The organism is Enterobacter sp. PL_is511 (genome assembly GCF_055816065.1).
Genome location: NZ_JBVPGP010000020.1, coordinates 132,253 through 145,031 on the forward strand (window position 1 = coordinate 132,253; position 12,779 = coordinate 145,031).

General features: G+C 49.7%; 14 protein-coding genes and 2 pseudogenes. 12 read left to right on the plus strand and 4 right to left on the minus strand.

Going from position 1 to position 12,779, the window contains the following annotated elements:
* Nucleotides 1-33: 33 nt before the first annotated feature.
* The 4 genes from AC0TN7_RS08250 to AC0TN7_RS08265 form a co-directional block, all read right to left on the minus strand.
* Nucleotides 34-720 carry a replication protein P gene (locus tag AC0TN7_RS08250; RefSeq protein ID WP_473702042.1) on the minus strand — a complete coding sequence of 229 codons (687 nt, stop codon included), beginning with the start codon at nucleotides 718-720 and terminating at the stop codon, nucleotides 34-36.
* The gene (locus tag AC0TN7_RS08255; protein WP_473702043.1) at nucleotides 717-1,634 is read right to left on the minus strand and encodes a replication protein; all 918 of its coding nucleotides are present in this window, start codon (nucleotides 1,632-1,634) and stop codon (nucleotides 717-719) included. The genes AC0TN7_RS08250 and AC0TN7_RS08255 overlap by 4 nt, the downstream gene beginning before the upstream one ends.
* Nucleotides 1,635-1,718: 84 nt before the next feature.
* Entirely contained in the window at nucleotides 1,719-2,270 is a 552-nt protein-coding gene (locus tag AC0TN7_RS08260; RefSeq protein ID WP_473702044.1) for a toxin YdaT family protein, read from the minus strand.
* A gap of 2 nt (nucleotides 2,271-2,272) precedes the next feature.
* Entirely contained in the window at nucleotides 2,273-2,500 is a 228-nt protein-coding gene (locus tag AC0TN7_RS08265; RefSeq protein WP_473702045.1) for a YdaS family helix-turn-helix protein, read from the minus strand.
* 104 nt (nucleotides 2,501-2,604) lie between these two features.
* On the opposite strand from AC0TN7_RS08265, the gene AC0TN7_RS08270 reads away from it, so the two are divergent.
* From AC0TN7_RS08270 to ttcA, 12 genes and pseudogenes are all read left to right on the plus strand, one after another.
* Nucleotides 2,605-2,991, plus strand: coding sequence for a helix-turn-helix domain-containing protein (locus AC0TN7_RS08270; protein ID WP_058674968.1), 387 nt, complete (start codon nucleotides 2,605-2,607; stop codon nucleotides 2,989-2,991).
* Between the two features lie 321 nt (nucleotides 2,992-3,312).
* Nucleotides 3,313-3,753 carry a hypothetical protein gene (locus AC0TN7_RS08275; RefSeq protein ID WP_473702046.1) on the plus strand — a complete coding sequence of 147 codons (441 nt, stop codon included), beginning with the start codon at nucleotides 3,313-3,315 and terminating at the stop codon, nucleotides 3,751-3,753.
* On the plus strand, nucleotides 3,750-4,367 hold the full coding sequence (locus tag AC0TN7_RS08280) for a type II toxin-antitoxin system MqsA family antitoxin (protein ID WP_072206778.1): 618 nt from the start codon (nucleotides 3,750-3,752) through the stop codon (nucleotides 4,365-4,367). The genes AC0TN7_RS08275 and AC0TN7_RS08280 overlap by 4 nt, the downstream gene beginning before the upstream one ends.
* Complete coding sequence (locus AC0TN7_RS08285) at nucleotides 4,364-4,840, plus strand: hypothetical protein (protein ID WP_473702047.1); 477 nt, start codon at nucleotides 4,364-4,366, stop codon at nucleotides 4,838-4,840. Before AC0TN7_RS08280 ends, AC0TN7_RS08285 begins: the two co-directional genes overlap by 4 nt.
* 418 nt (nucleotides 4,841-5,258) lie before the next feature.
* Nucleotides 5,259-5,414 (plus strand): annotated as a pseudogene (locus tag AC0TN7_RS08290) (hypothetical protein); the annotation flags it as partial.
* Nucleotides 5,407-5,571 carry a YdaE family protein gene (locus AC0TN7_RS08295; RefSeq protein ID WP_473702048.1) on the plus strand — a complete coding sequence of 55 codons (165 nt, stop codon included), beginning with the start codon at nucleotides 5,407-5,409 and terminating at the stop codon, nucleotides 5,569-5,571. The pseudogene AC0TN7_RS08290 and the gene AC0TN7_RS08295, both read left to right, overlap by 8 nt.
* 140 nt (nucleotides 5,572-5,711) lie before the next feature.
* A complete protein-coding gene (locus AC0TN7_RS08300; RefSeq protein WP_473702049.1) occupies nucleotides 5,712-8,873 on the plus strand; it encodes a RecE family exodeoxyribonuclease in 3,162 nt (1,053 codons plus the stop codon).
* A 9-nt stretch (nucleotides 8,874-8,882) separates the two neighbouring features.
* Nucleotides 8,883-9,968 (plus strand): annotated as a pseudogene (locus AC0TN7_RS08305) (RecT family recombinase).
* Nucleotides 9,969-10,006: 38 nt separating this feature from the next.
* On the plus strand, nucleotides 10,007-10,249 hold the full coding sequence (locus AC0TN7_RS08310; protein ID WP_069719083.1) for a DUF4060 family protein: 243 nt from the start codon (nucleotides 10,007-10,009) through the stop codon (nucleotides 10,247-10,249).
* A gap of 64 nt (nucleotides 10,250-10,313) precedes the next feature.
* The gene (gene xisR / locus AC0TN7_RS08315) at nucleotides 10,314-10,526 is read left to right on the plus strand and encodes an excisionase family protein (protein WP_072060267.1); all 213 of its coding nucleotides are present in this window, start codon (nucleotides 10,314-10,316) and stop codon (nucleotides 10,524-10,526) included.
* 1 nt (nucleotide 10,527) lies between these two features.
* Nucleotides 10,528-11,766, plus strand: coding sequence for a site-specific integrase (locus AC0TN7_RS08320; RefSeq protein ID WP_196344575.1), 1,239 nt, complete (start codon nucleotides 10,528-10,530; stop codon nucleotides 11,764-11,766).
* A gap of 49 nt (nucleotides 11,767-11,815) precedes the next feature.
* Entirely contained in the window at nucleotides 11,816-12,751 is a 936-nt protein-coding gene (ttcA, locus tag AC0TN7_RS08325) for a tRNA 2-thiocytidine(32) synthetase TtcA (protein WP_473702050.1), read from the plus strand.
* The last annotated feature ends 28 nt before the right edge of the window (nucleotides 12,752-12,779 follow it).

The following is a 12,779-nucleotide window of genomic DNA, read 5'->3' on the forward strand; positions in this document are numbered from 1 at the left end:
AGAGAAAGAATGAGTCCTTCAGGGGAAATCTAGTCATGCCCTTTCACCAGCTTTAATTCTCTTGTATTTGGCTTTCAAAATTTCCGCTGGCGTCGGCCCCATAGGCACTACTGGTGCTGCCAACGCTCGACGAACAGGCGGAATCGGCTTTCCGGCCAGCACCCGCTTTTCCCACACATCCAGAATGTCACTGGCTTCACGCTCGAGTTCTTTAAGACTCAACTGACCATTTGTTCCACGGCGCCGCAGTTCAAGGCAAATGTGGTAATAAACCGCCTTTGGCCACGGATATAGCTCGCTGCTCGGGTACCGATAAACCAGATTCCTCCACTTCCAGTATTCAGCCATGACGTCAGCAGTGGTGATCCCCAGCACGCAGCGCCCTTCCCTGCACCACTTGATGAACTGGCCTGGCGAAGGCAGAAATGGACGCTCCTGTCGGCGTACCATGCGCATGCCGGCTTCGACCTGCTCCATGGTTGTGATCCCGTTTTCTTTAAAGGCCAGCACCCATTGCCGGCGGATCTCGTTCACGTCTTCCTGGCTGCGATTCACCAGGCTTGCCGGGAACGCGGCCGCCAGCTGTACGAACAGCCCGTTGATAATCTGAGCTACCTGCTGCGTTTGTTCGCGTTCGGTGTACTGCTCAGGCATGTTGTGCGCTACCCGGCAAGCCTGTTCCCGGTCAAAATCGCGAATGCTCTCGGCTAGGTTTTTCATTCCAGCACCCCGTCAATCCAATCGGTGTTATGCAGGTCGATGCCGCCCCGGGATAGCTTTGCCGTTCCGGTTGCGCGCAGCCGTTTGGTGGTGAGCTGATCCCACTGCTTGCGCAGACCCGAGGGGCTCAAGATGTTGTCTTTCCAGAACTCGTCCCGGTTAGCCCACTGGAACAAATCGCAGATTTCGTAGTGAGTACGCCTGTCCTGGACACGCATCAGCCTGACGGTGTTTGCCCATTCAGCCCAGTTTGGTTCAGACAGCGATGCGTTGACGGTGAGAAGCCTGTCGTAAATCCACCGAGCGGCCTTGAGGTCGTCAGCGGATCCCCATGATTTACCTGCCGGGGTGTATATCCCGTCGGCAGCTTCTGGATGGCGAGAGAGAAACTTTTGAGTTTTCTGGTTTCGGGATTCCTCAGAATTCCGAGACGAGGATATTTTATTATTGTTCTTGTTATAGTCTTGGGTGTCTACCGTTTCCGGGAAGGTTTTTCCCGTTTTCGGTAACACTTTTCCCGATTTCGGGAAGACTTTTCCCGTTTTCGGTTTGTCTAAAATCCAGGCTGAAAGGTCAGTATTTATACCGACCGTTTTCATCACGCCCTGCTTTTGACTGAAGATAATTTTGCGTTCTGCGAGTGACTTGAGCGCATCAGAAACGTGGGAATCACTCAACCCTGTAAGCTCAGCGATAACCGTGTTCGTAACGCGGTCCTGTTTCTTGTTCCAGCCGTAGGTAAGCCAGATCACCGCCTCAAAACATTGCCACTCCCGGCCTGACATTCTCAGGCGAGGCTTAAGCTGCTGGATCTCGTTAGCGACCTTGGTATACCCGTTCGACAGGTCGGCCATACGACCTCCCGGTTGTTCGGTTCTGTGGGGGAAATTGATAATTTCAGCTGTGTTTGACATACTTAGCTCCGCAATTACACTCCGTTTTTGCACCAGAAAGCCGTTGGTGTTCGAGCACCGCGGCTTTCGCCTTTTTTGAAGTCTTCACATTGCCCCCAACATGGTTGTGACCATCGCCAGCAGCGGTGCCGTAAGGTCCGGATCGACACGGAACATCTCAAAAATCCCCTCGCCTAACTCCTTCAGTTTTTCCTTCTTCGGTGCATCGAGCATCAGAGCTTGCTTCGCCTCACTCACCTCTTTTTCCAACCTGGCCATGCGAAACGCAAACGAGTCGTTCTTTACGACGCGGTCGCGGTATTTAAGTGGTAATACAGACAGGATCGCTGGCACCAGCTGTTCGATGTTCTTTCGGTACGATGCGGAGTCTTCTTTGTTGTCGAGCCAGCGGAACAACTTCACGTTCCAGACATCGGCCTGGCCTGAGAAGTCCACGCCATTAAGCTGAAGTTTTTCTGCCGCTTCTTGGATTTGAAGTGCAACACATACTCGCCCTTCTGATGCAGCCCAAGCCCGGACCGCAGAGCAGATATCGCGATGCTCAATATCCTGCGTTGCTGATTCACTTTGATGACACGGGAATATCAGTCGATTAGAGGAAGCTCTGCTACTCTGTTGAAATGAAACAGTTTGCATTGTTAAGGCTCCTGTTTAGGTATACCGTCTGTGGGATTTGGATAGAGGTCAGGGCGTAATTCGTGAGGGGTTACACCAGTGAGTATGTATATGGGTAGTACCCGTTCAGCAGGAACTGTCCCTTGATACCTATTTTTCCAGCGACTAACCGACATTGGTTTTATGCCTAGCATGGCTGCAAGCTTTGAAGCTGTACCTGCGAAATTTATAGCTTTATCTAATCCGTTCATGGATATCTCCAAGTTGAATGAGATTAAATTAAGCCTCAGGCTTAATTTTAAGTCAAGCCCTGAGCGAATTTTCAAGTTTAAGCAAAAGGCTTATTCTTCAAACTATGAAAGAGAAAACTGTACTTAATCCAATACTTGTAGAGCGCCTTACAGAATTGAATGGTCGGGGTATGACCAAATCTGATATGGCCAGAGTTGCAGGGGTTACCCCACAATCCGTAAACGGATGGTTCAAGAAAGGGGTGATAAGCAAGAAATCTGCATTAGCAGTAGCAGACGCAGCTGGCGTATCCTTACCATGGCTGTTAGGGGAAGATGTTGATGAAAAAGATGGACTAAAACCTGATGAACAACGGATCCTTGAACTATACCGGCAACTACCGGAAGAAGAGCAGCAGAACATGCTTCGAATCTTTGCTCTCCGTCTGAAAGAATTGGATCAACTCTACGAAAAATACATGAATAGGCGCATCAAAGGAGACCTAGACTAGCGGAAATACAACTTCGCTTGTAAAGTGAGCAGTGCGCGGGAATGTTCCTATAATTCTGCAAGGTTTACTGAAGGGCTGTTCAGAAGTTTGAGTTGCCGAAGTTTTCTACACGGTATCATCCTTGCCAGACACACTATTGATGTGCCCTTTATGGGCATTCATGGCATGCGCGTGCCAATCAAAGGGACGTCCTTGTTTATAGACATGTAAACCTGTAAATCAATCCATTGAATTTTAACGGATTTTCGATATGTCACAGTTACAACACTATACAAAAACAATACTTTTAGAAGTTGACATAATGACGTTGGACTTACCATAATGGTAATCAAGGTATTTAGTCTATACAAAACTGGAGCTCCAAAAGAGGCTCTTAGGGAAGGAGAAGAAAGGTTCATCGAGAATGGTGGCCCTCTCTATCCGGAACTGATTGACGTTCTAGACAATTGTCAGGTCAGGACAGTCACAGCTAGAACGAATGATTTTTTGGCGATACATCGCGTTGAACTTGGTGAAGTTAGAACATATGTCAAGCTGGCCCTAACCGCAGGGAAATACGTTAATTCTCAGTGGTGTATGGGCAATGCTCCTAGGGGAATTTTTGCTTGTGATGCTTACATTGTTCCTGCACAGCTATACATACCAAGTTTACGAGAAGTATCTACTGTCTTGATGTATGTGAAAGTATGCATATTAGAGACTGGAAATACGGTTGCCGTCATTTCCCTACATGATTCTATTAATACGAAGGATTTATCATGAAACGTTATTCTCTCTGCCCAATCTGCGGGGATGAAAGGTTGCATGAAACTAGCAGATCCATCCTCCGAGAATTTGAAGGATTTAGAAAAGAAGTTCCATTTCATGCATCTGTTTGTGACTCTTGTGGTTCTGAAACTCTTACAGATCAACAAGCTACATTCAATAAGCGCCAGATGACTGATTTTTATCGTGAGGCAGATGGTTTATTGACTGGCTGTCAGATAAAGGCGATAAGGGACGACCTACGGTTAACACAAGCGGCAGCTTCGAAAGTTTTCGGGGGAGGGAAAAACGCGTTCACAAAATATGAGAATGGCGACGTAACCCAGTCAGTTGCTATGGATAAACTGATTCGTACCGCTTATGCAGTTCCTGCTGCATTTGATTTTCTTTCAAATGGTTGTCCCAGCATTGTAACAATTGAACACAACCCACCGAAACTCAGGGTCTTAGACGAGATTTCAACATATGTTGTCTCTAGATTATCAATCAATTCTCACATTAGAAGCCAAAGGGTAGATAAAGTTAAAGTATCAAACTTTATCACTGAATCTTCGTCTAAAAATGTTCATTGGGAAGTCATTGAAGGTCATTTAGCTGGTAGCAAATTATGATTCAAAGAGAAGTTAAGGATGTGTTTTTGCGTAAGTCTTCACTTTCATTCGATAAGGATATAAACATATTCAAATTGGATGGAATGGAACTTACAATTCAGTCGTTTAATCAAGTTATTAGCGTGCAAGTCGCGCAAGAGTATGAAGATGATACCTTCGCAAAGGTCAAACGATATGCATGTCTATTCAGATTGCAATGTGGTATTCGAGCGCTACAAGCCAACATGCAAGATTCAGGCAAGGTACTTTTTGAAATTGAGGCAGAGCATGACGCGGTGTTTGATGCCGACTCGCCAGTGGAAGTTCATGAATTAGAAGCATTTAGTGGCGATGACCTGATAAATAATGCAGTTTGGCCATATTGGAAAGAACACGTAGCATCGCTATGTTCTAAAGCGGGCTTGAGCCCCCTTCAACTTCCGCCAGCCCAGAAAAATGTGCCACTGAAAATTACCTCTAAACGCGAACTTTAAAAACCCCCGGCTTATGCCGGGTTTTTATGTGACTTATTGATTCAATCTATTACTTATCTACTGTACAACAATTTGTCTTACCATGCAGAAAACATGCATAGTGGTTAATAACCCCCCCTTAAGATAGTACAACAATCGTTAGCTCTTTTCATCATAATACCTCATTGATTGTCAGTTCGAATTAACCTTCATAGTTGCCATTTCCCTTTGACTCCCCCCTAATTTCCAGATCAATTTTCTATCAAAATCTTCAAGTGCAATCACATTTAAGGCTTAAGCTTACATCAAGTTTCGCCTTAGGCTTGACAACAATTAAGCCTTAGACTTAATATGATTCTACGCAAAACACTTCATTCGAAGTTAAGAAGGTAGTTAAAAACTGTCCTCTAAGATGGAGATTAACGCGCATCAGGTGTAAACGTTCCGCTGGCCGGCGATAAGGCAAACGAGGGTGAGAATGATTGATTTCGCACGCAAACCAGGACGGCAGCAGGCTGTAAAGCTGAACTTCTTCGAAGTGATACTTCGCCGCTTATGCTACCTGCTGGCGCAAAAGGGGAATCCAGATGTGTAACTCAACGAAATGCGGGTACTGCGGCAATCCGGTTAAACCGGAGGAAGTAGTCAAAAGTACCCTTCTCTATAGCAACGGCGCGCAACTGGCGCGCAAAGAAAAAGAAGACTGCTCTGAACGTTGTGCTTCGTACGACCAGATGGCCCACGAGGCATAACGTAAAAGCCGCGCAAGGCGGCCCGTACGTCCGGTGCTCCCGACCAAAGTTACACCGGAAAACTACTTAAAAAACCAAAGTTCACCCAATGGGCGCTATCTCTGGCCCGGGGATCTTACATCCAAAAAAGAGGATCTCACATGGAATTTTTCTATGTAGTTAAGGCTACGCAGAAATCTGGCAAAGAAGACGCAGTGATTTGGTTCACTGCGAAATCAGAAGCCCGTGCCAACCTGCAGCTCGATGTTGAGCTGGAAGATGCCGGTATTGAAACCGGCCGCGGTAAGGATTACGTCAAACCGGTTCGCACCGATTTCCCCGTCTTCGACGACCTCCCGGAAGAAAGCACCGTGGATTACACCTGGTGCAAACGCTACGAACTCCAGGACGATGGACGCACTTGGCTACCAAAGGCTGGTGCTGAGTCTGCTGGGGCCATGGACAACTCTGCCGCACCGGAAACGACCGTTAAAGTCGGAACTATCGTCGAGAGTGTCCCGCTTGAAAACCGCACTCCAGCGGTCCGCTATGCCATCCATTTGACCAGCGACAAATACCAGTCACATATAACTAAAGAGCAGCAGTTGGCTGCCAGCGAAATGTCACTGGATGAAGGCAACACTTATCTCCAGAACCTGCTGCTGGCGAAGAACGACATCCCTGAAATTGCCGAGCTCAGCCTGAACGCTGAGTGGAAACTCGTTCAGGCGATAAAGCAGGTCTTCACGACAGATGAAGCGCACGAAACTGAAATTATCGCTGCTTTCATGGCCGACTGGTTGAGAGTAGATGCAGGTGACCGCAACGAGTTAGTTAGAGAGTGGAGAAGCGGAAAGCTTACACTTCTCAAATCAGAAATCACCAGCGAGACCGGTGTTAGAACCGGTCAGGATTTAGAACCTGATAATGGTATCCAGATTGACGAGAATGATGACGAAACCACACGTTATCCAGTCGTTCGTATGCCGTTTCGCAAGCAGCTGCTCGCCCAGTTCACCGCCGACGAACTGCGCCACCACTTAACCCGCGAAGAATACGAAGGTATCAGCGCGCTGGAAATGGACACTGACAACGGTTACGTCCAGAACCTGCTGCTGGCGGCAGAAAACTGCGAAGAGGTGAAGGGTTACGATACCAAAGACCTTTGGCGCTATACCGACGCCATTCGCAAGGTATTCTGCCAGGAGAAGCGCCACGAACTCGCTTTGGTTCTCCGATTCACCAGAATCTGGGCTGCGACTGATTATATCGATCGCGGCATTCTCGTTCGCGAGTGGGCAGTCGGTAATCGTATCAGTAATGTTCAGCGCACTGATTCTGGGACCAATGCAGACGGTGGCTATATGACGGATCGCGGCGAAGGCGCGCACCATACTCTGGACACTCTCGATCTTGAGATCGCCTGTGCCCTGCTGCCTATGGATTTCCATCACTTTGAAATCCCCTCAAGCATTTTACGTCGCGCCAAAGAAATCGTGGCTAAGAAAGAAGAACCATGGAAATCATGGAGCGCCATCCTGCGTAATCAGCCCGGCGTACTGGCGGTGAACCGTGCGGCAATCTTCAATCTGATCCGTATCGCACCAGAGAACATCCACCACACGCCAGCGGCTCATCTTGAGTTTGTGGATAAAACCATGACGGCTGAGTTTAACTCTGCTGTGGAGTTACTGCCGTTACCAGCTCCTGCTGTTGAGACCGAAGCCCAAGTTGAACAACCGGAGGTTGCAAATCTCGGCAGCGGCATGTTCTCCATCGAAGGCCTGATGGGTGGAAATACCGATCCAGTCATCAATACCACCTCAAATGAAGTCGAAAAAACGGAAAACACAGCGGAGACCACCATCGATGTGCAGATGGAAACGGCTAAGCCAGAGAAAGACGAAGATGTTGGTTCGGTACCACCGGGCGAAAGCACTGATGCAGCTAATTCGCAGACAGATTCCGTAGAAGCAGACCAGTTGCAGGAAACAACAATTGACGTTCAGGAATCGAACCCAGAAGTGGAGTTCCCTGCAGACTTCGAACCTGGCCGATACGAAGGCCTACCGAATGACGTTTATCACGCAGCGAACGGCATTAGCTCAACCCAGGTGAAAGATGCCCGCGTCAGCCTGATGTACTTCAACGCGCGCCATGTGGCTAAAACTATCCCGCGTACAGCATCTAAAGTGCTGGACATGGGAAATCTGGTGCACGCCCTTGCACTGCAGCCGGAAAACCTCGAAGCAGAATTCAGCGTAGAACCTGAGATCCCAGAGGGTGCTTTCACCACCACCGCAACTCTGCGCGAGTTCATCGAAGCGTACAACGCCAGCCTGCCGGCGCTGCTAAGCGCTGACGAGATTAAAGCGTTACTTGAAGAACATAACGCGTCCCTTCCCGCTCCAGTGCCGCTTGGCGCCAGTCTGGAAGAAACGGCTCAAAGCTATATGGCTCTCCCTGCTGAGTACCAGCGTATTGAAGAAGGCCAGAAGCAGACAGCAACGGCAATGAAGGCATGCATTAAAGAGTACAACGCCACTCTGCAGACGCCGGTTAAAACCAGCGGCAGCCGTGATGCGCTACTCGAGCAATTAGCGATCATCAATCCTGATCTGGTCGCACAGGAAGCGCAGAAACCGACGCCGCTGAAAGTGTCCAGCACCAAGGCAGACATGATCCAGGCAGTTAAGTCGGTTAAGCCCGATGCCGTGTTCGCAGACGAGCTGCTGGATACCTGGCGCGACAACCCTGGCGAAAAGATTTTGGTTACCCGCCAGCAGTTGGCCACCGCGCGAGCAATTCAGTCCGCACTACTGGCGCACCCGACCGCGGGCATGCTGCTGACACATCCAAGCCGCTCCGTTGAAGTGAGTTACTTCGGCTTTGACGACGAAACCGGATTGGAAGTGCGTGTACGTCCGGACCTTGAAATTGAACTGGACGGCGTGCGCATCGGTGCGGACCTGAAAACCATCAGCATGTGGAACGTGAAGCAAGAAAGCCTACGCGCCAGGCTGCACCGGGAAATCATTGATCGGGACTACCACCTCAGTGCGGCTATGTATTGCGAGACCGCGGCGCTGGATCAGTTCTTCTGGATTTTCGTCAACAAAGACGAGAACTACCACTGGATCGCCATCATCGAGGCGTCCACCGAACTGCTTGAACTGGGCATGCTCGAGTACCGCAAAACGATGCGCGCCATCGCAACCGGATTCGACACGGGCGAATGGCCAGCGCCGATCACTACCGATTACACCGATGAACTGAACGACTTCGACCTGCGCCGCCTCGAAGCGCTGCGCGCTCAGGCTTAAGGGGGATTTATGCATAACACTAACGTTACCGTTGCTGACCAGAACACCGTTATTAACTCCAACGTGGCTTTGTTCGATTCCCAGTATCTGAACGCCATCAGCACGTTCGCGCAGATTATGGCCCAGGGCACTGCCACTGTTCCTAAACATCTGCAGGGCAACCAGGCCGACTGCATGGCTGTAGCGATGCAAGCGGCACAGTGGCAGATGAATCCCTTCGCCGTGGCCCAAAAGACGCACCTGATTAACGGTGTGCTCGGGTATGAAGCGCAGCTGGTTAATGCAGTCATTTCGCGCAGCGGCGTGCTGGCCAGCCGCTTTGAATATGAATGGTACGGGCCATGGGAAAAGGTAGTTGGAAAATTCCATATCCGTAAAGGCGACAAAGGCGAGTACCGCGTCCCGGGCTGGACCCTGGCTGACGAAGCCGGGATCGGCATTATTATCCGCGCAACCCTGTAAGGTGAAGATCAGCCAAGGGAACTCGATTTGCTGCTTGCTCAGGCCCGAACCCGAAACTCTACCCTGTGGGCTGACGACCCACGCCAGCAGCTGGCATACCTGGCCGTCAAGCGCTGGGCGAGACTGTTCTGCCCGGATGTGATTCTGGGCGTTTATACCCCGGATGAACTGGATGATCGCCGTGAAGAACGAGAGGTAAATCCCGCACCGGCGCAGCACGTAAGCCTTGCAGACATTTCAGGTGACAACGTCACTACCACTCAAACGGCTCAGGAATCAGCTCAAAACATCGATGCACTTGCTGATGATTTTCGTGACCGCATCGAGGCGGCTCAGGATGTGGATAGCGCTAAAGCTCTGCGCGCAGATATTGAAACCGTGAAAGCAACGCTGGGTTCTGCCCTGTTCACTGAGCTGAAAAACAAGGCCGTGAAGCGTTATTACCTGGTTGATGCACGGAACAAAGTCGAAGCAGCCATCAATTCCTTGCCACCATCAGATGATCCCGATGCAGCTGCGCGGTTCGCAGAAGTAGAGCGCGTTCTTGCATCGTCGAAACGCCATCTGGGCGACGAACTGCATGGTCAGTTCAGCATCACCCTGGCGGATATGAAACCGGAATACGTGGACTAACGAGATCGGGAGGGGAAACCCTCCCTCAAGGAGAAGAAATGCGACTGATTAATCGAGGCAGTAAGCAATCCCCTTTGGCTCGCCAGGCATGTGAAATCGCACTCGCAACCCACCAGCAAAGATACGGTGACTATGGGCGCAGCAAGATGAAAGAGACTTATACGGTGAGAGTGGAAGGTGTGAAGGTCTGGGTTGAAGTGGTCAACCGCAAGGCAAGCTACGTGGCCACAGCAATGACCGGCATGCGCCGACTGCGTTCCCTGCCCGGCCAGGCAAACTGAAACTGAAATATCAACGACTACAGACCGGCATATCTATACTCATGCCGGTTACCTGAGGTGAACGATGTCGCAGGTAATTTTTAACGAAGAATGGGTTGTTGGCGCAAGGCTCACAGAAAAAACAGGCCTGACCGAACGACAGATTGAGAAGTATCGCCAAGGCTGTTGGGTGGAAGGTATCCATTTTAAACGGGTTTCTCCTTCTGGAGAAAAAACCTTGCGTGGCACAACCTGGTATAACTATCCGAGAATTAATCAGTTAATAAGGGATGCGTAAGATGGCAGCTTTGCCTACAGGTGTCGAAATCAGAAACAATAAGATTTGTATCTGGTTTATGTACCGGGGAAAGCGTTGCCGCGAAATTCTCAAAGGTTGGATTAACACCCCGGCGAACATCAAAAAAGCCGGGAATCTTCGGGCTGTGATCGTTAGCGAAATCAACCTTGGAGAGTTTGATTACCACCAGCGCTTTCCTTCATCGTCCAGAGCAAAAAAAACCGTAACCACAGTTTCAGTTCAAACCTTTTCAGAGCTGTGTGAACTGTGGACGAGCATTAAAGAAACCGAAATTAGCGCGAACACGATGCGTAAGACGCGTTCACAACTCGGTACGTTAATGCACATCATCAACGGAGATACGCCTGTTTCAACTATACGCCACAGCGACATTCTGAAATACAGGAAGGAGCTGTTGAACGGTGAGACACTTTACCTGGCAAATCCCAGAAGCAATAAACAGGGACGCACTGTGCGTACCGTGAACAACTATATATCGCTACTGTGCTCCCTGCTTCGGTTTGCACACAAATCAGGCTTTATCAGTGGCAAACCCTTTGAAGGCATCAAGAAACTACACAAAGGGAAAGTAAAACCGGATCCTTTAACGAAGCAGGAGTTTAGTTTGCTTGCGGAATCCGAGCGTGGCCAAAGCCTCAATATGTGGACATTCGCAGTTTATACCGGAGTCCGTCATGGAGAGCTCGCAGCTCTTGCCTGGGAAGATATCGACTGGGAAAAAGGTACGGCTCATATACAGCGCAATCTCAATGCGTTGGGCATGTTCGGCCCACCAAAAACCGAAGCAGGTAACCGGGTTATTACCCTATTAGAGCCGGCACTTGAAGCCTTGAAAGCACAGCGCAAGCTGACAGCGCTACAGCCTAAAACCGAAATTGTCTTTAATCATCGCGAGTATGGCGCAGTGGAACATCAAAGCCTGCGATTCGTTTTCATACCCCGGATGCGCAAAGGAGAACAGAAAGCCTACTACTCTTTATCGAGCATCGGTGCGAGATTCAACGCAGCTGTAAAACGTGCTGGTATTCGCCGCCGGAATCCGTACCATACGCGGCATACTTTTGCCTGCTGGCTTTTATCTGCCGGCGCTAACCCGTCTTTCATAGCCAGCCAGATGGGGCATGAAAACGCGCAAATGGTTTATGAAGTCTACGGTGCGTGGATTGAAGAAATGAATGGCGAACAGGTGCTGATGCTTAACGATAAGCTGGCACGCTGAAAAATTTTTGCCCCTATTATGCCCCTATCGGCTCCGAAGGTAGTAATTAATGCAAGAAAATCAATCAAATACAAAGAAAGAGCAATACAACCTGAACAAACTGCAAAAGCGACTGCGCCGTAACGTGGGCGAAGCCATTGCAGACTTCAACATGATTGAAGAAGGCGACCGCATCATGGTTTGCCTGTCAGGGGGTAAAGACAGCTACACCATGCTGGAGATCCTGCGTAATCTTCAGCAAAGTGCGCCGGTGAAATTTTCCCTGGTGGCGGTCAACCTTGATCAGAAGCAACCGGGTTTCCCGGAGCACATTCTGCCGGAATACCTCGACAAGCTGGGCGTTGAGTACAAAATCGTCGAAGAAAATACCTACGGTATTGTGAAAGAGAAAATCCCGGAAGGGAAAACCACCTGCTCTCTGTGCTCTCGCCTGCGCCGCGGCATTCTGTATCGTACCGCGACGGAGCTGGGCGCGACCAAAATTGCGCTGGGCCATCACCGCGACGATATCCTGCAAACGCTGTTCCTCAATATGTTCTACGGCGGCAAAATGAAAGGCATGCCGCCTAAACTGATGAGCGATGACGGTAAACACATTGTGATCCGCCCGCTTGCCTACTGTCGTGAAAAAGACATTGAGCGTTTTTCTCAGGCTAAAGGGTTCCCGATCATTCCATGTAACCTTTGCGGCTCTCAGCCGAACCTGCAGCGTCAGGTGATTGGCGACATGCTGCGCGACTGGGATAAGCGTTATCCGGGTCGTATCGAAACCATGTTTAGCGCGATGCAGAACGTTGTCCCTTCCCATCTCGCGGATGTAGAACTGTTCGACTTCAAAGGTATTAACCATGACTCAGACGTGGTGAATGGCGGCGATCTGGCGTTTGACCGGGAAGATATTCCCATGCAGCCAGCCGGCTGGCAGCCGGAAGAAGATGACAATCAGTTTGAAGAGTTGCGTCTGAACGTGCTTGAAGTGAAGTAAGCGATTAGCGTCTCAGAAACATCTTCTG